The sequence below is a fragment of the Microbacterium sp. Root1433D1 genome (assembly GCF_001426835.1).
GTDB classification, from domain to species: Bacteria; Actinomycetota; Actinomycetes; order Actinomycetales; family Microbacteriaceae; genus Microbacterium; species Microbacterium maritypicum.
The window spans coordinates 221,570-247,650 of the sequence record NZ_LMFN01000002.1; the positions used below are offsets into that span (position 1 = coordinate 221,570).

The following is a 26,081-nucleotide window of genomic DNA, read 5'->3' on the forward strand; positions in this document are numbered from 1 at the left end:
GTCCTCGCGGAGCCAATGTCCGTGGCCCCTCGTAGACTTGTTCGGTGCCCATCGTCCCCGTTGCCTCCTCCGGAAAACTCAGTGTCCGCGGTGCCCGCGTCCACAACCTCAAGAACGTCGACATCGATATCCCGCGCGACTCGCTCGTCGTGTTCACCGGCTTGTCCGGATCGGGGAAGTCCAGCCTGGCGTTCGACACGATCTTCGCCGAGGGGCAGCGTCGCTACGTCGAATCGCTGAGCGCGTACGCGCGCCAGTTCCTCGGTCAGGTCGATCGACCGGACGTCGATTTCATCGAGGGCCTGAGCCCCGCCGTCTCGATCGATCAGAAGTCGACGAACCGCAACCCGCGGTCGACCGTCGGCACGATCACCGAGATCTACGACTACATGCGTCTGCTCTGGGCGCGAATCGGCATCCCGCACTGCCCCGAATGCGGTGAGCGGATCCAGCGTCAGACCGTGCAGCAGATCGCCGATCAGCTCATGGAGCTTCCCGAGCGCACCCGCTACCAGGTCGTCGCGCCGATCGTGTCGCAGAAGAAGGGCGAGTTCGTCGACCTCTTCCGTGAACTCGGCGCGAAGGGATACTCCCGCGCGATCGTCGACGGCGAGCTCATCCAGCTGGCCGAGCCGCCCACGCTGAAGAAGAGCTACAAGCACGACATCGCGGTGGTCGTCGACCGTCTCGTCGCCTCCGACGACATCCTCGGACGCGTCACCGACTCGGTCGAGACCGCTCTGGGCCTCGCCGGCGGCGTGGTGCAGATCAACTACGTCGACGGCGAAGGCGACGACGCCTGGCAGACCTTCTCCGAGAAGCTGGCGTGCCCGAACGGGCACGCGCTCACGCTCACCGAGATCGAACCGCGCACGTTCTCGTTCAACGCGCCTTTCGGCGCCTGCCCCGCCTGCTCCGGACTCGGCACGCGCATGTCTGTCGACGTCGACCTGATGCTCGGCGATGAAGACCTCTCGATCCGCGAAGGTGTCATCATCCCGTGGACCACTCAGGGCAAGGGACTGTTCCAGTACTACGAACGCCTGCTGGAGGGGCTCTCGAACGACCTCGACTTCTCGCTGGACACCCCCTGGCGCAAACTCCACTCCGATGTGCAGAACGCGGTGCTGCGCGGCGAGAACTACAAGGTCTCCGTCAAGTGGAAGAACCGCTACGGCCGAGAGATGCGGTACACATCCGGGTTCGAGGGCGTGGTGCCGTACATCGAGCGGCAGTACCTGCAGGCCGAGTCCGACAACCAGCGCAATCGCTGGGGCGAGTACCTCCGCGAGGTGCCGTGCCCGGTGTGCGACGGCAACCGTCTCAAGCCGGAGGTCCTCGCCGTGCAGGTGCACGGTCACTCGATCGCCGAGGTCTCGCATCTCAGCCTGGCCGACGCGCGCGCCTTCATGGAGACCCTCACGCTCACCGACCGTGAGGCGAAGATCGCCGCGCAGGTGCTTCGCGAGATCCGTCTCCGTCTCGACTTCCTGCTGCAGGTCGGTCTGTCCTACCTCAACCTCAGTCGCTCGGCGGGCTCGCTCTCGGGCGGAGAGGCCCAGCGCATCCGCCTGGCGACGCAGATCGGCTCCGGCCTGACCGGGGTGCTCTACGTGCTCGACGAACCGTCGATCGGTCTGCATCAGCGTGACAACCGCCGTCTGATCGAGACGCTGCTCGCGCTGCGCGACCTCGGCAACACGCTGATCGTGGTCGAGCACGACGAAGAGACCATCGAAGCGGCGGACTGGGTCGTCGACATCGGCCCCGGCGCCGGCGTCAACGGCGGCGAGGTCGTGCACTCCGGGCCCTATTCGGCCCTGCTCGAGGACCGTGCGTCGATGACGGGGGAGTACCTCTCCGGTCGCCGCGAGATCCCCATGCCGGCGAAGCGGCGCAAGATCGACAAGAAGCGGATGCTGAGCGTCGTGGGCGCTCGTGCGAACAACCTGCGCAACGTCACGGCCGACTTCCCACTCGGCGTGCTCACCGCGGTCACCGGGGTCAGCGGCTCCGGCAAGTCCTCGCTCGTCAACGACATCCTCTACCAGGTGCTGGCATCGCGGCTCAACGGTGCGCGCACCGTTCCCGGCAAGCACACACGGGTGACCGGACTCGACAACCTCGACAAGGTCGTGCATGTCGACCAGGCGCCGATCGGCCGTACGCCGAGGTCGAACCCGGCCACCTACACGGGTGTGTTCGACCGCATCCGCACACTGTTCAGCGAGACGCCGGAGGCGAAGGTCCGTGGCTACCAGCCCGGCCGGTTCAGCTTCAACGTCAAGGGCGGCCGCTGCGAGGCCTGCTCCGGCGACGGCACCATCAAGATCGAGATGAACTTCCTGCCCGACGTGTACGTCGACTGCGAGGTCTGCCACGGCAAGCGCTACAACCGCGACACGCTCGCCGTGCACTACAAGGGCAAGAACATCGCCGAGGTGCTCGAGATGCCGATCGAGGAGGCAGCCGACTTCTTCGAGCCCATCCAGGCGATCCACCGCTACATGAAGACGCTCGTCGACGTCGGGCTCGGCTACGTGCGGCTCGGCCAGTCGGCGACGACGCTCTCGGGCGGTGAGGCGCAGCGCGTCAAGCTGGCGACCGAGCTTCAGCGCCGCAGCAACGGGCGCAGCATCTACGTGCTCGACGAGCCGACGACGGGTCTGCACTTCGAAGACGTCCGCAAGCTCCTCGAGGTGCTGGGCGGTCTGGTCGACAAGGGCAACACGGTCATCGTCATCGAGCACAACCTCGATGTGATCAAGTCGGCCGACTGGGTGATCGACCTCGGACCCGAGGGCGGTTCCGGCGGCGGACAGATCATCGCCACGGGCACACCGGAGCAGATCGCGCGCGTCGAGGAGAGTCACACCGGTCTGTTCCTCTCCGAGATCCTGGGTGAGGGGCGCTCCGCGCGGAAGGCCAGCTGATGGCCGACGTCCTGTCGTACAAGCCGAGGCCGGGGGAGATCCCCACCGACCCCGGCGTGTACCGCTTCCGCGACGCCGCCGGTCGGGTGCTCTACGTCGGCAAGGCGAAGAACCTTCGTCAGCGCCTCTCGAACTACTTCGCGCCGCTGCGCACGCTGCACGAGCGCACGCGGCGCATGGTGACCACCGCGGCCTCCGTCGAATGGACCGTCGTGCCGACCGACGTCGATTCGCTGCAGCTCGAGTACATGTGGATCAAAGAGTTCGATCCGCCCTTCAACGTGCGCTACAAAGACGACAAGTCGTACCCGTTCATGGCGGTGACGCTCGCGGACGAAGCGCCCCGCGTGATCGTGACCCGCAACCGGAAGATCCCGGGGGCGCGGTACTTCGGTCCGTTCCCGAAGGTGTGGGCGGTGCACGAGACCATCGACCTGATGGTCAAGGCGTTCCCGATCCGTACGTGCAGCGACTCCAGCTACCGGCGCGCGATGCAGACGGGCAGGCCGTGCTTCCCCGGCCAGATCGGCAAGTGCGGTGGTCCGTGCTCGATGACGGTGAGCATCGAGGAGCACCGCGCCATGGTCGACGACTTCGTCGCGTTCATGGCCGGTGGCGACGAGCGCTTCACCCGTGAACTCACCAAGCGGATGCTGGCGGCCTCCGCGGCGATGGACTACGAAGCGGCGGCGAAGTATCGCGACAAGCTCTCCGCGATCGAGGCGGTACTCGGCAAGAGCGCACTCGTGCTCCCCAGTGACGAGGATGCCGACCTGTTCGGCATCGCCGAGGACGAGCTGGCCGCTGCGGTGCAGCACTTCGTGATCCGCGGTGGCAGAGTGCGCGGTGTGCGCGCGCTGACGATCGAGAAGGAGATCGACATCTCGAGCGGCGAGCTCGTCGAGCAGGTGCTGCAGCAGGCCTACGGCGAGGCACAGGACGTTCCGCGGCGCATCCTGGTCCCCACCCTGCCCGACGACGCCGCGGAGCTCGAGGAGTGGCTGCGCGAGCGTCGGGGCAAGAAGGTCGAGATCGCGGTCGCACAGCGTGGTCAGCGTGCCGACCTCATGCGCACCGCGACTCTGAACGCGCAGCAGGCGCTCATCCGGCACAAGACCCGTCGCACCACCGACTATGTCGCGCGCACCCAGGCACTCACAGACCTGCAGGAGGCGCTCGGCATGGACGAGGCGCCCCTGCGCATCGAGTGCTTCGACATCTCGCACCTGGGCGGCACGAATGTCGTGGCGTCGATGGTGGTCTTCGAAGACGGGCTGCCCCGCAAAGATCAGTACCGATCGTTCAACATCGCCGAGACCACGGACGACACGGACTCGATGTACCAGGTGCTCCGTCGTCGGCTCGCCTACCTCGATCGTCCTGACGAGTCGGAGACGATCGACCCGACGACCGACGAGGTCGTCGCGGAAGACGTCGGCGAGGCGACGGTGCGCCGCAAGCCCCGTTTCGCCTACCCGCCTCAGCTGCTCCTGGTCGACGGCGGCCAACCGCAGGTCGAAGCTGCGGCGCGAGCGCTGCGCGATGCCGGACACACCGAGATCGCGGTCTGCGGCATCGCCAAGCGACTCGAAGAGGTCTGGCTCCCCGGAGACGACTTCCCCGTGATCCTGCCCCGCACGAGTGAGGCGCTCTACCTGCTGCAGCGTCTGCGCGACGAGGCGCACCGGTTCGCGATCACACATCAGCGCAAGAAGCGGCGAAACGACATCGGTTCGGTGCTCGCCGAGGTGCCGGGGCTCGGCGCCGCGCGCATCAAGGTGCTGCTCAAGCACTTCGGCTCGGTCACCGCTCTGCGTGCGGCCGAGCCGGGGCAGATCGAAGAAGTCCAGGGAATCGGTCCCGTGCTCGCTCAGAACATCCACACGCACCTGTCCACTCGCTAGGCTGGAGGCCGAGGGGGAGAGGGAGCACTGAGCAATGGCTGACGGGGAAAAGGGCGAGTTCCTCATCGTCACGGGAATGTCCGGCGCGGGTCGGACGACGGTGGCGAACGCACTCGAGGATCTCGGCTGGTACGTGGTCGACAACCTGCCCCCGCAGATCCTGCGTCCGCTGCTGGATCTGACCGACATGGGCGGCACCGCTCTTCCGAAGGTCGCGGCCGTGGTCGATGTGCGCGGCCGCAATCTCTTCGACGACTTCCCCGGGGTGGCGCGTGCGCTGCGTTCACGGGGTTCCGTGCGGGTGCTCTTCCTCGACGCGTCCGACGACGTGCTGGTGCGTCGGTTCGAGTCCGTGCGCAGACCGCATCCGCTGCAGGGCGAAGGAACCCTGCTGGACGGCATCCGCATCGAGCGTGCCCGGCTCGCGCCGATCCGCGAAGCGGCCGACCTCGTCATCGACACCTCGACCCTCAACATCCACCAGCTCGCGACCCAGGTCTCCGACATCTTCTCGGAGGAGGGCCAGGCGCGCCATCGCGTCACCCTGCTGAGCTTCGGGTTCAAGTACGGGCTGCCGACCGATGTCGACATCGTCGCCGACATGCGGTTCCTGCCGAACCCGTTCTGGAACGAGGAGCTTCGAGGCTTGACGGGCCAGGACGAGGAGGTCCGGGACTACGTGCTCTCCCGCGATGGCGCGATGGAATTCCTGGATGCGTACTCCGCGGCTTTGGCGCCGGTGCTCGAGGGATATCAGCGCGAGAACAAGAGCCACTCGACGATCGCGATCGGCTGCACGGGGGGAAAGCACCGCTCCGTGGCGATGTCGGAGGAGTTGGGCCGCCGTCTGGCCGCGATCCCCGGCGTCGCCGTGAACGTCCGTCACCGGGACCTCGGCCGAGAGTAGTGGGCCGCCCGGCCGAGTAAGCTGGACGTTTGCGTCGCGATCCGGCGCGTGAACGTGAAGGAGTGTCGTGGCACTAACCACCGACGTCAAGGCCGAGCTGGTCAGCATCCGCAATGCACCCCCGACGGTGCGAGTCGCGGAAGTGACCGCCATCCTCCGGTTCGCCGGCGGTCTGCATTCGATCGCCGGTCGTGTGGCCGTGGAGGCCGAGGTGGATGCCGAGACTCTCGCGCGCCGCGTCGCGCGTGACCTCGCCGAGATCTACGGTGTGCGACCCGAGATCGCCCAGGTGCAGTCGAGCACCGCGAACGACGGCGCCCGCTGGGCGGTGCGTGTGATCGCGCAGGGGGAGACCCTCGCTCGTCAGACCGGCTTGCTCGACCAGCGTCGGCGTCCTGTGCGGGGGCTGCCCAACCGGCTCACCACCGGCTCGCGCGCCGAGGTCGCGGGTCTCTGGCGCGGTGCGTTCCTCGCTGCGGGCACTCTGAGCGAGCCCGGACGCTCGGCGATGCTGGAAGTCGTCTGCCCGTCCTCGGAGGCGGCGATGGCGCTCGTCGGCGCCGCTCACCGACTCGGCGTCGCCGCCAAGGCGCGCGAGGTGCGGGGCATGCCGCGCGTGGTCGTGCGCGAGGGGGAGGCCATCCGCACCATCCTCAACGAGATGGGCGCCCAGAAGACCGCGATCGCGTGGGAAGAGCTCCGTCAGCGCCGTGAGGTGAGGGCCGGCGTCAACCGTCTGGTGAACTTCGACGACGCGAACCTGCGCCGTTCCGCGCAGGCTGCCGTCGCCGCGTGCGCGCGCGTCGAGCGTGCGCTGGAGATTCTGGCCGACGAGGTGCCCGATCATCTGAAGGTGGCCGGCGAGCTGCGTCTCGCGCACCGCGATGCCAGCCTCGATGAGCTCGGCCACCACGCCGACCCGCCCCTGACGAAGGACGCCGTCGCCGGCCGCATCCGCCGCCTGCTCGCGATGGCCGACAAGCGCGCCCAGCAGGAGGGCATCCCCGGAACGGAAGCCGCGGTCCCCGTCGGACTCGACGTCTGACCCCGCACCCCTTCGACGAAGACCCGCCGCCCGACATGAGGGCGGCGGGTCTTCGTCATACGACGGAAGGATCGGGGACGCAGCCGTGTTGTCGTCAGTAGGATGAATCACGTCCGCTCTACGCCGCACATCGGCGGCGCGGAGGATCGGCAAGCGCCGCGGCGCGGCGCGGATTGGATGAAAGCGATATGGCGACCTACACGCTCCCCGACCTTCCCTACGACTTCGCAGCTCTCGAGCCGCACATCAGCGGCAAGATCATGGAACTGCACCATGACAAGCACCACGCGGCCTACGTCGCCGGCGCGAACACCGCGCTCGACCAGCTCGCCGAGGCCCGCGAGAGCGGCAACCTCGCGAACGTCAACAAGCTCGAGAAGGACCTCGCCTTCAACCTCGGCGGTCACGTCAACCACTCGATCTTCTGGACGAACCTCTCGCCGAACGGCGGAGGCCAGCCCGAGGGTGAGCTGAAGGCGGCCATCGATGAGTACTTCGGCTCGTTCGAGAAGTTCCAGGCCCACTTCACGGCTGCAGCGACCGGCATCCAGGGCTCCGGCTGGGCGGTGCTCAGCTGGGACTCGATCGGCTCGCGCCTGATCATCCAGCAGCTGTTCGACCAGCAGTCGAACACCGCGCAGGGCACGATCCCGTTGTTCCAGCTCGACATGTGGGAGCACGCCTTCTACCTCGACTACCTCAACGTCAAGGCCGACTACGTCAAGGCCGCGTGGAACATCGCGAACTGGGAGAACGTCGCCCAGCGCCTCGAGGTCGCCCGTAAGCAGACGAACGGCCTGCTGGTACTGTCGTAATCGGGTCGCGTCCCGACGGGCCACGGCTCGTCGGGACGCCCTCTCAGCCAAAAAACCCCGCGCTTCACGCTTGCTGGAAAGCTGCGTGCAGCGCACGAGAAACAGGGAGACCTGAGTGTCTGTCAAGATCGGTATCAACGGCTTCGGCCGCATCGGACGCAACTACTTCCGCGCGGCTCTCGCGCAGGGAGCGGACCTTGAGATCGTCGCCGTCAACGACCTCACCGACAACAAGACCCTGGCGCACCTGCTGAAGTACGACTCGGTGGGCGGCGTCCTCGACGCCGAGATCAGCTACGACGAGGACAGCATCACCGTCAACGGCAAGACGATCAAGGCGTTCGCCGAGCGCGACCCCGCAGGCCTCCCGTGGGGCGAGCTGGGAGTCGACATCGTGATCGAGTCGACCGGCTTCTTCACCAAGGCCGAGCTCGCCAAGAAGCACATCGAGGCCGGCGCGAAGAAGGTCCTCATCTCGGCACCGGGCACCGGCGTCGACGGCACGTTCGTCATGGGCGTGAACGAGGACACGTACAACCCGGAGACGGATCACATCATCTCCAACGCGTCCTGCACCACGAACTGCCTCGCACCGCTGGCACAGGTCTTCAACGACGCCTTCGGTATCGACCGCGGCTTCATGATGACCGCGCACGCGTACACCGCCGACCAGAACCTGCAGGACGGCCCGCACAGCGACCTCCGCCGTGCACGCGCCGCCGCGATCAACATCACTCCCGCCTCCACCGGTGCCGCCAAGGCCATCGGCGAGGTGCTGCCGGAGCTCCAGGGCAAGCTGAGCGGCTCCTCGTACCGCGTCCCGGTTCCCACCGGCTCGATCGTCGACCTCACCCTCATCACGGACCGCGAGAACCTGACGGTCGACGAGGTCAACGAGGCGTACAAGAAGGCTGCTGCCGAGGGTCGCCTCGCCGGTTTCCTCCAGTACAACGAGGACCCGATCGTCTCGAGCGACATCGTGCACAACCCGCACTCGTCGATCTTCGACTCGACGCTCACCAACGTCAGCGGCAACCTGATCAAGGTCTCCAGCTGGTACGACAACGAGTGGGGCTACTCCAACCGTCTCGTCGACCTGACCGAGTACGTGGCCGAGCGCCTCTAAGCTCAGACACATGACTCTGCGCACCCTGGACACACTGGGGTCGCTCGAGGGCAAGCGCGTCATCGTCCGTTGTGATCTCAACGTCCCCCTGCGGGATGGGATCATCACGGACGATGGCCGTGTCCGCGCCTCGTTGCCGACCCTCAATGCACTGATCAACGCGGGTGCCCGCGTGGTCGTGTGCTCCCACCTCGGCCGCCCGGATGGCGCGCCCGATCCTCAGTACAGCCTGGAGCCGGTGGCCCAGCGGCTGTCCGAGCTGCTCGGCGCTCCTGTCGCCTTCGCACGCGACACCGTCGGCGAGTCGGCTCAGGAGGCCGTCGCCTCGCTCGAGGACGGCGGGGTCGTCGTCATCGAGAACCTGCGGTTCAACGCGGGAGAGACGTCGAAGGATGACGCCACCCGCGCCGCGTTCGCCGCGGAGCTGGCCACGCTCGGGGACGTTCTCGTCTCCGACGGGTTCGGAGTCGTTCACCGCAAGCAGGCGAGCGTCTACGAGCTCGCCGAGCTGCTCCCGTCGGCGGCAGGCCTGCTGATCGCCGCCGAGCTCGATGTGCTCGATCGTCTGACCGAGAACCCGGAGCGCCCGTACGCGGTCGTCCTCGGCGGATCGAAGGTCAGCGACAAGCTGGGCGTCATCTCGCATCTGCTTCCGCGGGTGGACAGGATCCTCGTCGGCGGCGGCATGCTGTTCACCTTCCTGAAGGCACAGGGCCACGCCGTGGCGTCGAGCCTGCTGGAAGAGGACCAGCTCGAGACGGTTCGCGGTTACATCGCGGAGGCCGCCGAGCGTGGCGTGGAGCTCGTGCTCCCCACCGATGTCGTGGTCGCCGCATCCTTCGGCGCGGACGCCGCGCACGAAGTCGCCGCAGCCGACGCGATCGAGTCGACGCCGTTCGGTGCCTCCGGCATCGGACTGGACATCGGCCCTGCGACGGCGGAGCGTTTCGCGGAGGTCATCCGCGAGTCGAAGACGGTGTTCTGGAACGGCCCGATGGGCGTGTTCGAGTTCCCCGCGTTCGCGGCCGGCACCAAGACCGTGGCGCAGGCGCTCACCGAGGTCGACGGCCTCAGCGTGGTGGGCGGCGGTGACTCCGCGGCGGCCGTGCGTCAGCTCGGATTCTCCGACGACCAGTTCGGTCACATCTCGACCGGCGGCGGCGCGAGCCTCGAATTCCTCGAGGGCAAGAAACTACCTGGGCTGGAGGTCCTCGGATGGGCGTGAACTCCCGTACCCCGCTGATCGCGGGAAACTGGAAGATGAATCTCGACCACCTTCAGGCGGTCGCGTTCGTGCAGAAGCTGCACTGGACGTTGAAGGATGCCAAGCACGAGGACGGGTCCGTCGAGGTGGCGGTCTTCCCGCCCTTCACCGACATCCGCAGCGTGCAGACGCTTATCGATGCGGACAAGATCCCGTTCGCGCTCGGTGCGCAGGATGTGTCGGCGCACGACTCCGGTGCGTACACCGGCGAGGTCTCCGGGGCGTTCCTGGCGAAGCTCGACGCGAAGTACGTCATCATCGGACACTCCGAGCGTCGTGAGTACCACTCCGAAGGCGACGACATCGTGGCCGCCAAGGTGAAGGCGTCGCTCAAGCACGGCCTCGTGCCCGTGATCTGCGTCGGTGAGACCGCTGGCGACCTCGAGAAGTTCGGCGCCAGTGCGGTTCCGGTGTCGCAGCTCGAAGCCGCGCTCGAGGGTGTCTCGCCGAAGGCGGACATCGTCGTGGCCTACGAGCCCGTATGGGCGATCGGCTCCGGCCAGGCGGCGACCCCGCAGCAGGCGCAGGATGTCTGCGCCGCACTGCGCGCCGTCATCGCGAAGGTTCTGGGCGACGAAGCGGCCGCGCGCACGCGCATCCTCTACGGCGGTTCGGTGAAGTCGGGCAACATCGCCAGCTTCATGCGCGAACCCGATGTGGACGGCGCTCTGGTCGGCGGGGCGAGCCTCGTCGTGGACGAGTTCGCCGCGATCATCCGCTTCGAGAAGCACGTCGGCGTGTGAGTGCAGCGGGGCTTCGGCCCCGCTGCACCGTATACTTGACCGTTACGGGGGCGCTCCGGCCCCAGCGAAAGGCTCTTTCTCGTGGCAATTCTCGAGTTCGTCCTGCAGGTCGTGCTGGGTATCACCAGCGTTCTGCTGACCCTCCTCATCCTCTTGCACAAAGGTCGCGGCGGTGGCCTGTCCGACATGTTCGGTGGAGGCATGACCTCCGCGGTCGGCTCTTCCGGACTCGCGGAGCGGAACCTGAACCGCTTCACGGTCGTCCTGGCTCTGACGTGGTTCGTCTCCATCGTCGCGCTGGGCCTCATCACGAAATTCGAGGTCATCTGATGGCAACCGGTGGAAACGCGATCCGCGGAACCCGAGTGGGCTCCGGCCCCATGGGCGAGCAGGACCACGGCTATCACGCCGACCGCATCGCGGTCTCGTACTGGGACGGCCTCGGCAACGAGACCGTGCGGTACTTCGCCGCCGGTCTCCCGGAAGAGGAGATCCCGGAGACGATCGATCACCCGCAGTCCGGTCTCCCCGCCGGTCGCGACAAGGAGAATCCTCCTGCGCTCGCGAAGGCGGAGCCGTACAAGACTCACCTCGCCTACGTGAAGGAGCGTCGTACCGACGAGGAAGCCGTCCAGCTTCTCGACGATGCTCTCACGCAGTTGCGTGAGCGCCGGGGGCAGTGACCTCGGTCTGACCTAGAAGAAGCCGCCGCGAGTGATCGCGGCGGCTTCTTCCGTATCCGGAGACCGTGCTCAGCGGCAGCCCGCCGCTGCGTCGATGTAGTTCTGCGGAGGGTATCCGTATGCCCAGACCCCGTTGGCATCGTCGGTGTAGCCCATGCTGATGGCCCAGGCGGTCGCCCACTTCTCGATGCTGTCCTGCGTGGAGGAGTCGTACATGCTCTGACACTTGACACTGATCGCATGCCCGACCTCGTGTGCGACGAGCGCCTTGCTCCGGACGCCCGGCCACTGCTCGGCAACCGAGTTCGAGAGTGCGATGGTCGCCCGCCCCTTCTCTCCCCACCACCACGTCGTATAGCCGCCCATGCTGCCGTTGTAGCCGGCGCCGCTGACCACCGGCGCCCAGTCGAAGTCGAGAAGCACGCCGGGAGCGAGGGACCGCGCGAACGCCTCGATCTCGAGCCGGGTGTCCAGAAGCGGCCCTGCCTTCTCCGCCAGCTCTTCGTTCTCGGTCGCGATGACCTGCGCAGCCGCGTCCTGCAGGGCGAGGTAGGCCGTGGCCGCATCTTCATCCACCGCCGTCGCGGCCGTCGCCTCCGCGGCCGCGTCACGTAGGGCGATCACGGTCTCGGTGCGCGCCGAGAGATGAGCGCCTTCGAACCCGGGCGCGGCCTCGCCCGCGGTGGTGATCACAGCCAGACCGCTCTCGGTCACCGTCGCCCGTGCGTCTTCGATATCGGTCGAGGCGTCCACGAGCTCGTCGGCGAGGGCATCGACGTCGCGGAGTCGCTCGTCCAGTTCCGACGTGGCGCCGAACAGCTCCCAGAACCAGCCGGGCTTCGTACCAACGGCAGGGATGTCCGTCGCGACGACGCCATCCGCGTCCGAGGCCGTGGCGGTGCTGTCTTCGACCGCCGAGGCGAGCCCGGCATGCACATCGTCGGGCACGGCGATCGGCTGGTTCCCTCCCGAGATGACCCGTCCGGCCGCATCGGTTGCTGCACGCAGGTCGGCGATGTCGTCGCGCACCTGCGCCTTCGCGCTCGACGTCGTCTCGGCGGCGCTCTCGTACTGCGACGCGGCGCTGTCGTATCCGAGATTCGAGGTCACCTGAGTGATGGCCAAGGCCGCGATCACGGCGGCTCCACCGAGCAGGCCGAGAAGGAGTCCGGTGCGCGTGCTTCGGCGTGGCGGCGTCGGTACAGGGGCGGAGGATGCCGCGGAGAACTGGACGGGCAGCTGGTGCCCGCCGTCGCGAAGCGTCTGACCCATTCGATGGTGCCTTCCGGTCGGAGACTGCGTGCAGCGGTGCTGTCAGCGTATTCGACGGGAGGGACAGGAATGCGAGAAGACCCCCACCGATGGTGGGGGCCTTCTCGAGTGGAGGGGCTGACGAGAATCGAACTCGCATCATCTGTTTGGAAGACAGAGGCTTTACCACTAAGCTACAGCCCCGGATCCGCACCTTCGGAAAGGTTCGGTACCGACTCATCGACTATACCGGACTCTGACGCATGCTCCTGTCCGTTAGACTCGGTGGGGCTGAATCCGCGTGCGGATTCCCCGGGGCGTAGCTCAGTTTGGTAGAGCGCCCGCTTTGGGAGCGGGAGGTCGCAGGTTCAACTCCTGTCGCCCCGACACGGCCCCCACGGACCTTACAGCCGCGATTCGAAGCGGAAATCACAAGGAGAACACACCAGCATGGCGAACAGCACCGTCGAGAAGCTGACCCCGACCCGGGTCAAGCTCACCATCACGGTCACCCCGGACGACCTCAAGCCCAGCATCGCTCACGCGTACGAGCACATCGCTCAGGACGTGCAGATCCCCGGCTTCCGCAAGGGCAAGGTCCCGGCTCCGATCATCGACCAGCGCATCGGTCGTGGCGCCGTCATCGAGCACGCCGTCAACGAGGGCCTGGACAAGTTCTTCCGCGACGCGACGGTCGAGCACAAGCTGCGCGTCGTCGGCCGCCCGGCCGCCGACATCACGCAGTGGCCGAACGAGAAGGACTTCTCGGGCGACCTGCTCGTCGACATCGAGGTGGACGTCCGCCCCGAGATCGAGCTGCCCTCCTACGACGGCATCACGGTGACGGTCGACGCCGTCGAGGCCGATGACGCCGCGCTCGACGCAGAGCTCGACAACATGCGCGCCCGCTTCGGCACGCTCGTCCCGGTCGACCGTCCCGCCGCGAAGGGTGACTTCGTCGAGCTCGACCTCGTCGCCACGATCGACGGCGCCGAGATCGACCGCGCCGAGGGCGTCTCCTACGAGGTCGGCTCCGGCGAGCTGCTCGAGGGCATCGACGACGCGATCGAGTCGCTCACCGCCGGTGAGGACACCACGTTCCGCTCGGCTCTGGTGGGCGGCGACCACGCCGGTTCCGAGGCCGAGGTCTCCGTGACGGTCAAGGCGGTCAAGGAGCGCGAGCTCCCCGAGGCCGACGACGACTTCGCGCAGATCGCGAGCGAGTTCGACACGATCGCCGAGCTCCGCGAGAGCCTCGCCGAGCGCGTCGCTCAGCAGGGCGTCTTCACGCAGGGCTCCGCCGCGCGCGACAAGCTCGTCGAGGTGCTGCTCGAGCAGATCGAGATCCCGGTCCCGCCGCAGCTCATCGAAGACGAGGTGCACAACCACCTCGAGGGCGAGGGCCGTCTCGAGGACGAGGTGCACCGCGCCGAGGTCACCGAGGCCAGCGAGAAGCAGTTCCGCACGCAGGTTCTCCTCGACACGATCGCCGAGCAGGCCGATGTTCAGGTGTCGCAGGAAGAGCTCAGCCAGTACCTCATCCAGTCGGCTGCGCAGTACGGCATGGCTCCGCAGGAGTTCGTCGAGGCGCTGCAGTCCTCGAACCAGCTGCCGGCGCTCGTCGGTGAGGTCGCCCGCAACAAGGCCCTCGCGATCGCCCTGGGCAAGGTGAAGGTCGTCGACAGCAACGGCAAGCCCGTCGATCTGTCCGACTTCATCGTCACCGACGACGAGGCCGCCGAGGCCGAGTCCGCCGAGGTCGAGGAGAAGCCGGCCAAGAAGGCTCCTGCCAAGAAGCCTGCTGCCAAGAAGGCTCCGGCCAAGAAGGCCGACGCGGCTGACGAGGCCGAGAAGCCGGCTGCCAAGAAGCCCGCCGCCAAGAAGGCTCCGGCCAAGAAGGCGGCCGACAAGGCCGAGTGATCGGACACGATCCAGTGAAGAGGGCGGATGCTGCGGCATCCGCCCTCTTTTCCATACAGGGAGCGGACAGTGATGAAGACGTGGGATGAGCGCATCGACGAGGTGTGGGATGACGCGACAGGCGAAGAGGTCGGCGACGACACGATCGCCCGCATCGACGCCCTCGCCGCCGAACGCGGACCGGATGACGCTCGTGCGGAGTTCGAGCGCGGTGGTGCGCGGGATTCCGCGGGGAGACCGGCGGAGGCCGTCGTGCTGTATCGGCGCGCCCTGGCGCTGGGCTTGGACGAGGAGCATCGCCCGCAGTGCGTGATCCAGATGGCCAGCTCTCTGCGGAACCTCGGCGAGTACGACGACGCTCTCGCCGTGATCCGCGCCGAGGAGGAGCTGTCGGCGGACGGTCCGTATCGCGACGCCATCGCGTGCGTCCATGCCCTCATCCTCGCGAGCGCGGGACGGCCGGCGCAGGGTCTGTCGGTGGCTCTGCTCGCCCTGGTGCCGCATCTGCCGCGCTACCACCGGTCGATGACGGCATATGCCCGCGAGATCGCGGACGCCGACACCTGATATGCCGACGGCGAACACGGCCTGGGTGCTGCGTTGACGCCGGTAGATTCGAATCACTGAAACACGGAATCAGGAGCTGACATGGCTGCAGAACCCCTCCTCGCAACGAGCGTCTTCGACAGGTTGCTGAAGGACCGCATCATCTGGCTGGGGTCGGAGGTGCGCGACGAGAACGCGAACGAGATCTGCGCGAAGATCCTTCTTCTCGCCGCAGAGGACTCCGAGCGAGACATCTACCTCTACGTGAACTCACCCGGTGGCTCCATCACCGCCGGCATGGCGATCTACGACACGATGCAGTTCGTGCCGAACGACATCGTCACGGTCGGCATCGGTATGGCCGCCTCGATGGGCCAGCTGCTGCTCACCGCGGGCACCAAGGGCAAGCGGTACATCACGCCCAACGCGCGAGTGCTGCTGCACCAGCCGCACGGTGGCTTCGGCGGAACGTCGAGCGACATCCAGACCCAGGCGCAGCTCATCATGTCGATGAAGAACCGCCTCGCCGAGATCACGGCGGCCCAGACCGGGAAGTCCGTCGAGCAGATCAACGCCGACGGTGACCGCGACCGCTGGTTCACGGCCGAGGAAGCGCTCGAGTACGGCTTCGTCGACCACATCCGCGAATCGGCCTCCGACGTCATCGGCGGCGGCGGAACCGACCAGGACACCGAGTAACGGAAAGCGAAAGGACGCTCATGTACACACCCACCTTCCGCTCAGCCGGTGACCTGCCCTCCAGCCGCTACGTGCTCCCGCAGTTCGAGGAGCGCACGGCCTACGGCTTCAAGCGTCAGGACCCGTACAACAAGCTGTTCGAAGACCGCGTGATCTTCCTCGGCGTGCAGGTCGACGACGCCTCGGCCGACGACGTGATGGCGCAGCTCCTCGTCCTGGAGAGCCAGGATGCCGAGCGTGACATCACGATGTACATCAACTCGCCCGGTGGCTCGTTCACCGCGATGACGGCGATCTACGACACGATGCAGTACGTCGCGCCGCAGATCCAGACCGTGGTGCTCGGCCAGGCGGCCTCTGCTGCGGCCGTGCTGCTCGCGGCAGGTGCGCCGGGCAAGCGCCTCGCGCTCCCGAACGCCCGGGTGCTCATCCACCAGCCCGCGATGGGGGAGGCCGGGCACGGCCAGGCCTCCGACATCGAGATCCAGGCCGCGGAGATCCTCCGCATGCGCACGTGGCTCGAGGAGACCCTCGCCGGGCACACCAAGCGCACCCCGGAGCAGGTGAACCGCGACATCGACCGCGACAACATCCTCTCCGCATCGCAGGCGCTGGAGTACGGCATCGTCGACCAGGTGCTCACGACGCGCAAGCGCGTCTGATCCCGATCGACTCGAAGGGCGTCCGTCATCACGACGGGCGCCCTTTCGTCGTCCCGGCGGATGTGCACTCGCCCTGGCGCAGTATGCGCATATGAGCAAGATGGTGCGCGAACGCTGTTAAAGGCCTACTCTGGAGGAGGAAGGAGGAAGCCGTGGAAGAAGATCTGCTCATGGTTCGCGTCGCCGAGCTGTACTACGACGAGGACAAGACCCAGGACGAGATCGGCGGACTCCTCAAGATCTCCCGGTGGAAGGTCGGTCGGCTGCTCACGCAGGCCCGTGAACGAGGCATCGTGCGCATCGAGATCGTGCACCCGCGCGCCCGCAGGCTCGGCCTCGAGCGGCTTCTGGTCGACCGGTTCGGACTGACGGATGCCGTCGTCGTGCCGGCGCCCGACGGCGATGACGGCACACTCGAGCGCGTCGCGCAGGCCGCCGCAGACTTCCTGACCGCCCTCCGGCCGGTGCCCCGCACTCTCGGGGTGAGCTGGGGACGCACGCTCCGCGCAGTCGCCGAAGCGCTCCCCGACGGGTGGGCGAACGGCGTGACCGTCGTGCAGCTCAACGGGGGAGTGAGCCTGAACCGGCGCTCCGGCGGTGCTGCCGGCCTCGCTGTCACGATCGCGCAGCGCGCCTCGGGACAGGTCTCCCTGCTTCCGAGCCCCGCGATCCTCGAGCGCGTGGAGACGAAGCAGGCGATCGAGTCCGACCGCACGGTCGCCGCGGTGCTCGAAGAAGCCGCGGAGGCGCAGGCGTTCCTGTTCACCGCCGGACCCTGCGATGCCTCTTCCGCTCATGTCGAGAACGGATACCTCAGCGCCGAGGACGTGGAAGAGCTCGCGCGTCGAGGCGCGGTCGGAGACGTTCTCGGGCGCTATGTCGACGCCGAGGGCAACATCGTCGACTCGCAGCTCGATGCGCGAACGGTCGGCGTCTCGCTCGACCGCCTGCGCGGAGCCACCCGCGCGATCTTCGTCACGGCGGGACCCGCCAAGCACGACATCGCGCGCACTGTCGTGACCAGCGGCCTGTGCGGCGTTCTGGTGACCGATGAGACCACAGCACGAGCATTGTTGGAGGAACTGTGACGACCAAAGAACTCAACCGCAGGACGGCGGTGGACGTTCTGGGCGGAGAGCCCGACGACGCCACGCTCCGGCGTTTCCTGCACGGACTTCCCGGAGTGGACGCCGTCGGTCTGGAGCAGCGCGCTGCCGGGCTCGGCACCCGCTCGATCAAGACCACCTCGAAGGCGTGGGCGCTCGACACGATCATCAAGCTGATCGACCTGACGACGCTCGAGGGCGCGGACACCCCCGGCAAGGTGCGCTCCCTGGTCGCCAAGGCGAAGAACCCGGATGCCGCCGATGCGTCGACCCCGCGGGTTGCCGCCGTCTGCGTCTACGGCGACATGGTCGCCGACGCGGTCACGGCGCTGGGGAGCCTGCACGGCGACCCCGACGACGGTCTGATCTCCGTCGCGGCGGTGGCCACGGCATTCCCGAGCGGGCGCTCGTCGCTCGCGATCAAGCTCGCCGACACCGCTGAGGCGGTCGCCGCCGGAGCCGACGAGATCGACATGGTCATCGACCGTGGGGCGTTCCTGTCGGGCCGCTACGGTCTCGTGTTCGACCAGATCGCCCAGGTCAAGGAAGCGTGCCGTCGCGAAGACGGCTCCTACGCCTCCCTCAAGGTGATCCTGGAGACCGGTGAGCTGAACACCTACGACAACATCAAGCGCGCCTCGTGGCTCGGCATCCTGGCCGGAGGCGATTTCATCAAGACCTCGACCGGCAAGGTCCAGCCCGCCGCGACGCTCCCGACCACCCTGCTGATGCTGGAGACCGTGCGCGACTGGCACCGTGGCACCGGAGAGAAGATCGGCGTGAAGCCGGCCGGTGGCATCCGTTCCTCGAAGGACGCGGTGAAGTATCTCGTGACCGTCGCCGAGACCGTGGGCGAGGAGTGGCTCCAGCCGCACCTCTTCCGCTTCGGCGCATCCAGCCTCCTCAACGATGTGCTCCTGCAGCGTCAGAAGCTCAGCTCCGGCCACTACTCGGGCCCCGACTACGTCACGATCGACTGACGGGAAGACGAACATGTCATTTCTGGAATACGCTCCCGCACCGGAGTCCACCGCGATCCTGAACCTCAAGGACAGCTACGGCCTGTTCATCGACGGCGAGTTCGTCGACGGCTCGGGCACCCCGTTCCACACCATCTCGCCGGCGACGGAGAAGCACATCGCCGAGATCGCCTCGGCCAGTGACGAGGATGTCGACCGCGCGGTCGCCGCCGCTCGTCGCGCCTACGAGAAGACCTGGTCGAAGATGAGCGGCCGCGATCGCGGCAAGTACCTCTTCCGCATCGCGCGCCTCGTGCAGGAGCGCGCCCGCGAGCTCGCCGTCGCCGAGAGCCTCGACAACGGCAAGCCGATCAAGGAGAGTCGCGACGTCGACGTGCCGCTGGTCGCCTCGTGGTTCTTCTACTACGCGGGCTGGGCGGACAAGCTCGATCACGCCGGACTCGGCGCGAACCCCCGCGCTCTCGGCGTCGCCGGGCAGATCATCCCGTGGAACTTCCCGCTGCTGATGCTCGCCTGGAAGATCGCGCCTGCACTCGCCGCCGGCAACACGGTCGTGCTCAAGCCTGCGGAGACCACGCCGCTCACGGCGCTGATTTTCGCGGAGATCCTTCAGCAGGCCGACCTTCCGGCCGGTGTCGTGAACATCGTGACGGGTGCCGGTGCCACCGGCTCCACTCTCGTTCGCCACCCGGATGTGGACAAGGTGGCCTTCACCGGTTCGACCGGTGTCGGCCGCGACATCGCACGGGCCGTGGCAGGCACCCACAAGAAGCTGACGCTGGAGCTCGGCGGCAAGGCCGCGAACATCGTGTTCGACGACGCCCCCATCGATCAGGCCATCGAAGGCATCGTGAACGGGATCTTCTTCAACCAGGGTCACGTGTGCTGCGCGGGAAGCCGCCTGCTGGTGCAGGAGTCGATCCACGATGAGGTCGTCGACCGGCTCAAGACGCGCCTGTCGACGCTGCGCCTCGGCGACCCGCTCGACAAGAACACCGACATCGGTGCGATCAACTCCGCAGCCCAGCTGGCGCGCATCCGTGAGCTCAGCGACATCGGGGAAGCCGAGGGCGCAGAGCGCTGGAGCGCGGACTGCGCGATCCCGGAGCAGGGCTTCTGGTTCGCCCCGACGATCTTCACCGGTGTCGAGGCGTCGCATCGCATCGCCCGTGATGAGGTCTTCGGACCCGTGCTCTCGGTGCTCACCTTCCGCACGCCCGCCGAGGCCATCGCGAAGGCGAACAACACGCCTTACGGCCTGTCCGCAGGCATCTGGTCCGACAAGGGATCGCGCATCCTCGCGGTGGCCGACCGCCTGCGTGCCGGTGTCATCTGGGCCAACACCTTCAACCGCTTCGACCCGTCGAGCCCGTTCGGCGGTTACAAGGAGTCCGGGTTCGGCCGCGAGGGCGGCCGCCAGGGTCTCACCGCCTACCTCAAGGGAGCCGCAGCATGAGCAAGCGACTGACCGTGCCCAAGACGTACAAGCTGGCGATCGGCGGGGCCTTCCCGCGGAGCGAGTCCGGCCGCACGTACGAGGTGCTCACCCCCAAGGGTGCCTTCCTCGCGAACGCGGCGAAGGGTTCCCGCAAGGACGCTCGCGACGCCGTCGTGGCCGCTCGTGCTGCGGTCAAGGGCTGGTCCGGTGCGACCGCCTACAACCGCGGACAGGTCCTGTACCGCGTCGCGGAGGTGCTCGAAGGCCGTCGTGCGCAGTTCGTCGAGGAGATCTCGGCGCAGGAGGGCGTCTCGGCGGCGGCCGCGGCCTCGCAGGTCGACGAAGCCATCGATCTCTGGGTCTGGTACGCCGGATGGTGCGACAAGTACGCCCAGGTGGCGGGTAACGCGAACCCCGTCTCGGGTCCGTACTTCAACATCTCCGTGCCGGAGCCGACCGGGGTCGTCGCGATCGTCGCACCCCAGGACTCGGCGCTGCTCGGTCTGGTGTCGGTCGTGGCTCCGGCTCTGGTCGCCGGGAACACGGTGGTCGTCGTCGCGAGCGAGCAGCACCCGCTCTCGGCCATCAGCCTCGCCGAGGTGCTCGCCACCAGCGACGTCCCCGGTGGCGTCGTCAACGTCCTCACGGGCTCGCCGGCGGAGATCGCTCCGTGGATGGCCTCGCACCAGGACGTGAACGCGCTCGACCTGGCGGGAGCGGGTGCTCTCGACTGGGTCGACATGCAGATCGCTGCGGCCGAGACGCTCAAGCGCGTGCTGACTCCGGGCGAGGTCGTCGCCTCTCCGGAGCGGATCGGCGCGTTCACGGAGATCAAGACCGTCTGGCACACCAAGAGCATGGTCTGACGGACGTCGGAACGACGGAGGGCCCTGCCGCGCATCGCGCCGCAGGGCCTTCTCTCTCGAAAGGGCGTTGCGGGAGCATCACTGTGGTTTCATGACGGCATGACGATCACGCCACGTCGGAATCCCTCCGCGGTCTTGTCGCTCCTGCTCGCCGGGACACTCTTGCTCGGGGGATGCGCCGTGGTGCCGGCCGAGACGGGCGGTGCGGGGAGTCCGGCCCCGCCCATGCCCACCGTGGCGTGCCCCCAGAACGACGGTGCGGTGCTTCCCCCGGAATGCGCGCCGTACGATCCAGATCACGCCATGGCGCAGAACGATCGATATCGGGATCGCATGGAGCTCTCTGACGAGGCTGCGGCAGCAGCGGTGCAGCCGGTGGCCGACCTGCGTGTGCGTCTGGAAGCACTGCGGACGGAAGGCGAGGTCTCGATCCGGGCCGTCGAGCAGGCGTTGCAGGAGATCGGCCTCCCGGGCGCCGTGGTCCGCGGTGACGAGGCTGCCGTGGAGTTCGGAGCCGGCGCGCCGGAGGGCGGGTGCGTGTTCGGCGAGGTGCGTCAGGACGCGGTCCGCGTCGAGGCGGGCGGATACATCATGGACGGAGGGTGCCTGCCCGCGCAGTGAGTCCGGATCCCACTCGCCGCAGACCAGAGCTCGCCGGTATGCGCAAAGCACTACGCGCCAATGCGGCCCGGTGTCGTATGCAGCGGTTAGGCTCGAAGGACGATCTCTGATCCCCCCTAGGAGGACGCGCATGGCACGCATCGGTGAAAGCGCTGACCTGTTCAAATGCTCTTTCTGCGGAAAGAGTCAGAAGCAGGTCCAGCAGCTCATCGCGGGCCCCGGCGTGTACATCTGCGACGAGTGCGTCGAACTGTGCAACGAGATCATCGAAGAGCGCATGGCCGAGTCGTCCGCCGACGGGGTCGCCGAATTCGAGCTTCCCAAGCCGCGTGAGATCTTCGCGTTCCTCGAGGAGTACGTCGTCGGCCAGGAGCCCGCGAAGCGCGCCCTCGCCGTCGCCGTCTACAACCACTACAAGCGCGTGCGTGCGCACGGCACCCTGCAGACCGCCGAGCAGAAGGCGGAAGAGGTCGAGATCGCCAAGAGCAACATCCTGCTCATCGGCCCGACCGGATGCGGCAAGACCTACCTCGCACAGACGCTCGCGAAGCGCCTCAACGTCCCGTTCGCCGTGGCCGATGCCACCGCGCTGACCGAGGCCGGCTACGTCGGCGAAGACGTCGAGAACATCCTCCTCAAGCTCATCCAGGCTGCGGACTACGACGTCAAACGCGCGGAGCAGGGCATCATCTACATCGACGAGGTAGACAAGATCGCCCGTAAGGCCGAGAACCCGTCGATCACCCGCGACGTCTCGGGGGAGGGCGTGCAGCAGGCTCTCCTGAAGATCATCGAGGGCACGGTCGCCTCGGTTCCGCCGCAGGGCGGCCGCAAGCACCCGCACCAGGAGTTCCTGCAGATCGACACCTCGAACGTGCTGTTCATCGTCGCCGGAGCCTTCGCAGGCCTGGAAGACATCGTGTCGGCGCGTGTCGGCAAGCACGGCATCGGCTTCGGCGCCCCGCTGCACGACAAGGGCAAAGACCTCGATCTCTTCAGCGAGGTGCTCCCCGAAGACCTGCACAAGTTCGGACTCATCCCCGAGTTCATCGGGCGTCTTCCGGTCGTCACCTCGGTGTCGCCTCTCGACCAGTCCGCGCTCATCGACATCCTCACCGGCCCGCGCAACGCTCTCGTGAAGCAGTACCAGCGCATGTTCGAGATCGACGGCGTGCAGCTCGAGTTCGAAGAGGATGCACTGCGATCGATCGCGGACCTCGCTGTCGAGCGCAAGACCGGTGCCCGCGGACTCCGCGCGATCCTGGAAGACGTGCTGGGACCGATCATGTTCGAGATCCCGTCGGCGGAAGATGTCGCCAAGGTCATCGTCACGCGCGCGGCCGTCGACGAAGGCGCACCGCCCACCATCGTGATGGAGCGCAAGCGCAAGAGCGCGTGAGCGCTGAGCCGGCCGCCTGGACGACGATCGCCCGCAGGACGGTCGTCGAAGACCGGTGGATCCGTCTGCGCGCGGACGACTGCGAAGACATCAGCGGCCGGTCGATAGCGCCGTACTACGTGCTGGAGTACGGCGACTGGATCTCGGTACTGGCCCTCGACGGGAACGACGACGCGATCGTCGTCGAGGAGTACCGTCACGGCGCCGCCATCGTGGCCATCGGCACGATCGGCGGGGGAGTGGAGCCCGGGGAGTCGCCGGAGGACGCGGCCGCCCGGGAACTCCTCGAGGAAACGGGCTTCGAGTCCGACGACCTCATCGGGCTCGGTGCGACGTGGGCCAACTTCGGCAACCACACCAACCGCGTGCACCACTTCCTCGCGCGAGGATGCCGGCGCGTCGCGGAGCAGTCGCTCGACGACGGAGAGTCGATCGCGGTGCACGTGCTGTCGCTCGACGGGCTCGGTGACCGCCTCTCGCAGAGCTACCACCAGCTCACCTGGTACAAGGCGATGGACTGGCTCGGACGATGACCGGTGCTGCGGCATTGGGCGGGAATCGCCACACCGCTCCGCCGCAGTAGTCGGCGCTGCCTCGTCGCGGGTCAGGCGGTCTGCATGAGCAGATCGGTGCGCAGCTCCGCCGGCGCGGTGCTCGGGTCGGAGACGTAGACCTCGATCCAGACGCCTCCGGGACGGAGGCCTTCTGCCGCTGCGCGCTCGACCAGCCCTGCCCACGCGGCGCCGAGCTCTTCGTAGGAACCCAATAGGGTCGTCGCGACCGCTGGGCCTTCGGGCAGGGTCGAGGCGACGATGACACTCCCGCTGGCGGTCGGGATGGGATGATCGGGCGGCGACTGCACGGGGTAACCGATCTCGAGGTCGAACACGCCCATCGGATCACCGTGGTAGATCGCCAGCGCAGGGCCGGTCGGGATCAACACGTCGCCCGCGAACGTCAGTGCGATCGCCGAGTAGCTCGCGTCGAACGCGGCCGGGAGGTCGGCCATGCGGATGCCTTTGTGTCGGATGACGGCGAGGGGGACGGCGTCGAGGTCGAGCCGGTCGGCAGGACCGAAGGGGGCGTCGGGGAATGCACTCATGCGCTCAGGGTCTCACGACTCACGAGCCCAGTCCACGGCGCTTCAGGAGGGGTTCGATGTCGGCATCGCGGCCGCGGAAGTCGCGGTAGGCCTCGAGCGGATCCTTCGAGCCGCCCACTCCGAGCAGGCGCTGGCGGAATCGGTCGCCGTTGCCTCGCGTCAGACCGCCGCTCTCGCGGAACCACTCCACCGTGTCGGCGTCGAGCACTTCGCTCCAGATGTACGAGTAGTAGCCGGCACTGTAGCCGCCGGAGAACACATGGGCGAAGTAGGTGGATGAGTATCGGGTCGGGACGGCCGGATCGTCGAGTCCGATGTCGGTCAGCGCTGCAGCCTCGAAAGCGGCGACGTCGTCGACGTGTGCGTCTGTGCCCAGCCGATGCCATGCCTGATCCAGCCATGCCGCCGCCAGATACTCGCTGGTGGCATGCCCCTGGTCGAAGGTCTCGGTCGCGCGCAGGCGCTCCACGATCGCGGAGTCGAGCGGTGCACCGGTCTCGTGGTGCCGGGCGTAGTTGTCGAGCACCTCGGGCCACAGGATCCACATCTCGTTCACCTGGCTCGGGAATTCGACGAAGTCGCGGAACACGTTCGTCCCGGCGAAGTGCGGGTAGGTCACGGTCGCGAAGAGTCCGTGCAGCGCATGCCCGAACTCATGGAACAGCGTGGTCACCTCGTCGAGGGTCAGCAGCGTCGGCTCGCCGTCTCCGGGGAGGGGCACGTTCAGGTTGTTGACGACGACGGGTGCCGTGCCGCGCAGTCGGGACTGGCTCACGATGGCGTTCATCCAGGCGCCGCCGCGCTTCGAGTCGCGGGTGTACAGATCGAGCACGTAGAGACCGACTGCGGTTCCGTCGGCGTCGCGCACCTCGAAGACTCGTGCGCCGGGGTGGTACGCGGCGAGGTCTTCGCGCTCGGAGAAGGTCACCCCGTAGAGCCGGTTCGCCGCGAAGAAGACACCGTCCTGCAGGACGCGCTCTGCCTCGAACCAGGGGCGCAGCGCACTGGAGTCGATGTCGTACCTGGCTGTGCGCACGCGTTCCGTGTAGAAGGCCCAGTCATGTGCCTCGACCGGGAAGGGCGACGCTTCGGTCTCGTCGACGATCGCCTGGAGTGCGGCATGCTCGGCGCGGGCGTTGCGCGCGGACGGGGCGGCGAGGCGGCGGAGCATCTTCTCCACGGCATCCGGCGTCCCCGCGGTCTCATCAGCGGTGACATAGGCCGCGTGCGAGTCGTAGCCGAGCAGCTTCGCGCGTTCGGCGCGCAACCGCACGATCTCCCGCAGTACCGGTCGGTTGTCGTTGGCGTTGTCCCGAGAGGCCCGCATGAGCGAGGCCGCCATGATGCGCCGCCTCGACTCCCGCACGCGCAGCTGCGCCAGTGCGGGATGCCCGCTGAACAGCGGCAGCGCGATGAGGTACTTGCCGTCGAGCCCCCGATCCGCCGCCGCGCGCGCGGCAGCGGACAGCTCGCCCGCGCTCAGCCCGTCGAGTTCATCGGCGGCATCGAACACCACGGCGAGGGCGTTGGTGTCGTTCAGCAGGTTGCGCTCGAAGGTGTTGGTCAGCGTCGACAGCTTCTGGTTCAGCGCCGTCAGCTGCGCCTTGTCCTCGTCGTCGAGACTCGCACCCGCGTGCGTCATCTCGCGGTGATGGCGCTCCACGAGGTAGCGCTGCTCGGGGTCGAGGTCCAGGGCATCGCGCTGCTCGTACACCCGCTGCACCCGCCAGTAGAGCTGACCGTCGAGCGTGATCGCGTCCTGGTGTGCGGCCATGAGCGGTGCGAGCTGCTCATCGATCTCCTGGATCTCGGGCGTCGCATCGGCCGAGCTCACCGTGTAGAAGGTGTGCGCGACGCGGTCGAGCAGTTCGCCTGATCTCTCCAGCGCCTCGATCGTGTTCTCGAACGTCGGCATCGAGCGCACCATCGTGATGCGGGCGATCTCGCGAAGCTGCTCCTGGAAACCTGCCTGGGACGCGGGGAGATAGTGCTCGGGCCGGATCGCGCCGTAGTCGGGGAGCCCGTAGGGGAGCGTCGACGGCTGCATCAGCGGATTCGTGGCGTCGGTCAT

Annotated in this window: 24 protein-coding genes and 2 tRNA genes; 22 read left to right on the forward strand and 4 right to left on the reverse strand. The window is 67.4% G+C overall.

Annotation, left to right across the window (positions count from 1 at the left end; all coding sequences use genetic code 11):
* Positions 1-44: 44 nt before the first annotated feature.
* From uvrA to ASD13_RS07000, 10 genes are all read left to right on the forward strand, one after another.
* Positions 45-2,933 carry an excinuclease ABC subunit UvrA gene (gene uvrA, locus ASD13_RS06955; RefSeq protein ID WP_055867475.1) on the forward strand — a complete coding sequence of 963 codons (2,889 nt, stop codon included), beginning with the start codon at positions 45-47 and terminating at the stop codon, positions 2,931-2,933.
* Positions 2,933-4,837: an excinuclease ABC subunit UvrC gene (gene uvrC, locus ASD13_RS06960; RefSeq protein ID WP_055867479.1), complete on the forward strand. Its 1,905-nt coding sequence runs from the start codon at positions 2,933-2,935 to the stop codon at positions 4,835-4,837. The genes uvrA and uvrC overlap by 1 nt, the downstream gene beginning before the upstream one ends.
* A 34-nt stretch (positions 4,838-4,871) precedes the next feature.
* Positions 4,872-5,744, forward strand: coding sequence for an RNase adapter RapZ (gene rapZ, locus ASD13_RS06965; protein ID WP_017830284.1), 873 nt, complete (start codon positions 4,872-4,874; stop codon positions 5,742-5,744).
* Positions 5,745-5,811: 67 nt separating this feature from the next.
* Positions 5,812-6,789 carry a DNA-binding protein WhiA gene (gene whiA / locus ASD13_RS06970; RefSeq protein WP_017202788.1) on the forward strand — a complete coding sequence of 326 codons (978 nt, stop codon included), beginning with the start codon at positions 5,812-5,814 and terminating at the stop codon, positions 6,787-6,789.
* A gap of 188 nt (positions 6,790-6,977) precedes the next feature.
* Complete coding sequence (locus ASD13_RS06975) at positions 6,978-7,604, forward strand: superoxide dismutase (protein WP_017830287.1); 627 nt, start codon at positions 6,978-6,980, stop codon at positions 7,602-7,604.
* A gap of 115 nt (positions 7,605-7,719) precedes the next feature.
* The gene (gene gap / locus ASD13_RS06980) at positions 7,720-8,730 is read left to right on the forward strand and encodes a type I glyceraldehyde-3-phosphate dehydrogenase (RefSeq protein WP_017830288.1); all 1,011 of its coding nucleotides are present in this window, start codon (positions 7,720-7,722) and stop codon (positions 8,728-8,730) included.
* Between the two features lie 10 nt (positions 8,731-8,740).
* Complete coding sequence (locus tag ASD13_RS06985) at positions 8,741-9,955, forward strand: phosphoglycerate kinase (protein ID WP_055867482.1); 1,215 nt, start codon at positions 8,741-8,743, stop codon at positions 9,953-9,955.
* Positions 9,946-10,737: a triose-phosphate isomerase gene (tpiA, locus tag ASD13_RS06990; protein ID WP_021201515.1), complete on the forward strand. Its 792-nt coding sequence runs from the start codon at positions 9,946-9,948 to the stop codon at positions 10,735-10,737. The genes ASD13_RS06985 and tpiA overlap by 10 nt, the downstream gene beginning before the upstream one ends.
* An 81-nt stretch (positions 10,738-10,818) precedes the next feature.
* Positions 10,819-11,067: a preprotein translocase subunit SecG gene (secG, locus tag ASD13_RS06995; protein WP_017202783.1), complete on the forward strand. Its 249-nt coding sequence runs from the start codon at positions 10,819-10,821 to the stop codon at positions 11,065-11,067.
* Positions 11,067-11,420, forward strand: coding sequence for an RNA polymerase-binding protein RbpA (locus ASD13_RS07000; protein ID WP_017830291.1), 354 nt, complete (start codon positions 11,067-11,069; stop codon positions 11,418-11,420). Before secG ends, ASD13_RS07000 begins: the two co-directional genes overlap by 1 nt.
* A gap of 69 nt (positions 11,421-11,489) precedes the next feature.
* On the opposite strand, the gene ASD13_RS07005 is transcribed toward ASD13_RS07000, so the two are convergent.
* Both ASD13_RS07005 and ASD13_RS07010 read right to left on the reverse strand, forming a co-directional pair.
* Positions 11,490-12,692, reverse strand: coding sequence for a hypothetical protein (locus ASD13_RS07005; RefSeq protein ID WP_055867485.1), 1,203 nt, complete (start codon positions 12,690-12,692; stop codon positions 11,490-11,492).
* 109 nt (positions 12,693-12,801) lie between these two features.
* Positions 12,802-12,875: transfer RNA gene (locus ASD13_RS07010), tRNA-Gly, on the reverse strand.
* Positions 12,876-12,984: 109 nt separating this feature from the next.
* Between ASD13_RS07010 and ASD13_RS07015 the strand changes: the two genes are divergently transcribed.
* The 12 genes from ASD13_RS07015 (at position 12,985) to ASD13_RS07070 (ending at position 23,441) form a co-directional block, all read left to right on the forward strand.
* A tRNA-Pro gene (locus tag ASD13_RS07015) sits at positions 12,985-13,058 on the forward strand.
* A gap of 63 nt (positions 13,059-13,121) precedes the next feature.
* Positions 13,122-14,591, forward strand: a complete 1,470-nt coding sequence (gene tig, locus ASD13_RS07020; RefSeq protein WP_055867489.1) for a trigger factor — start codon at positions 13,122-13,124, stop codon at positions 14,589-14,591.
* Between the two features lie 72 nt (positions 14,592-14,663).
* Positions 14,664-15,158: a tetratricopeptide repeat protein gene (locus tag ASD13_RS07025; RefSeq protein WP_055867493.1), complete on the forward strand. Its 495-nt coding sequence runs from the start codon at positions 14,664-14,666 to the stop codon at positions 15,156-15,158.
* Positions 15,159-15,239: 81 nt separating this feature from the next.
* Positions 15,240-15,836: an ATP-dependent Clp protease proteolytic subunit gene (locus tag ASD13_RS07030; RefSeq protein WP_017830295.1), complete on the forward strand. Its 597-nt coding sequence runs from the start codon at positions 15,240-15,242 to the stop codon at positions 15,834-15,836.
* A 20-nt stretch (positions 15,837-15,856) separates the two neighbouring features.
* Positions 15,857-16,498: an ATP-dependent Clp protease proteolytic subunit gene (locus ASD13_RS07035; RefSeq protein WP_017830296.1), complete on the forward strand. Its 642-nt coding sequence runs from the start codon at positions 15,857-15,859 to the stop codon at positions 16,496-16,498.
* Positions 16,499-16,650: 152 nt separating this feature from the next.
* Positions 16,651-17,586: a sugar-binding transcriptional regulator gene (locus tag ASD13_RS07040; protein ID WP_235562492.1), complete on the forward strand. Its 936-nt coding sequence runs from the start codon at positions 16,651-16,653 to the stop codon at positions 17,584-17,586.
* Complete coding sequence (gene deoC / locus ASD13_RS07045; protein ID WP_017830298.1) at positions 17,583-18,584, forward strand: deoxyribose-phosphate aldolase; 1,002 nt, start codon at positions 17,583-17,585, stop codon at positions 18,582-18,584. The genes ASD13_RS07040 and deoC overlap by 4 nt, the downstream gene beginning before the upstream one ends.
* Positions 18,585-18,597: 13 nt before the next feature.
* On the forward strand, positions 18,598-20,040 hold the full coding sequence (locus tag ASD13_RS07050; RefSeq protein WP_017830299.1) for an aldehyde dehydrogenase family protein: 1,443 nt from the start codon (positions 18,598-18,600) through the stop codon (positions 20,038-20,040).
* Positions 20,037-20,888 carry an aldehyde dehydrogenase family protein gene (locus ASD13_RS07055; protein ID WP_055867497.1) on the forward strand — a complete coding sequence of 284 codons (852 nt, stop codon included), beginning with the start codon at positions 20,037-20,039 and terminating at the stop codon, positions 20,886-20,888. The genes ASD13_RS07050 and ASD13_RS07055 overlap by 4 nt, the downstream gene beginning before the upstream one ends.
* 333 nt (positions 20,889-21,221) lie before the next feature.
* Complete coding sequence (locus ASD13_RS07060; protein WP_082531437.1) at positions 21,222-21,509, forward strand: hypothetical protein; 288 nt, start codon at positions 21,222-21,224, stop codon at positions 21,507-21,509.
* Between the two features lie 130 nt (positions 21,510-21,639).
* Positions 21,640-22,908, forward strand: coding sequence for an ATP-dependent Clp protease ATP-binding subunit ClpX (gene clpX, locus ASD13_RS07065; RefSeq protein ID WP_017830302.1), 1,269 nt, complete (start codon positions 21,640-21,642; stop codon positions 22,906-22,908).
* Positions 22,905-23,441, forward strand: coding sequence for an NUDIX hydrolase (locus tag ASD13_RS07070; RefSeq protein WP_055867504.1), 537 nt, complete (start codon positions 22,905-22,907; stop codon positions 23,439-23,441). Before clpX ends, ASD13_RS07070 begins: the two co-directional genes overlap by 4 nt.
* 71 nt (positions 23,442-23,512) lie before the next feature.
* Here ASD13_RS07070 and ASD13_RS07075 read toward each other — a convergent pair whose 3' ends face one another.
* Entirely contained in the window at positions 23,513-24,010 is a 498-nt protein-coding gene (locus tag ASD13_RS07075; protein WP_055867507.1) for a GyrI-like domain-containing protein, read from the reverse strand.
* 19 nt (positions 24,011-24,029) lie between these two features.
* Complete coding sequence (locus ASD13_RS07080) at positions 24,030-26,081, reverse strand: M3 family metallopeptidase (protein WP_055869134.1); 2,052 nt, start codon at positions 26,079-26,081, stop codon at positions 24,030-24,032.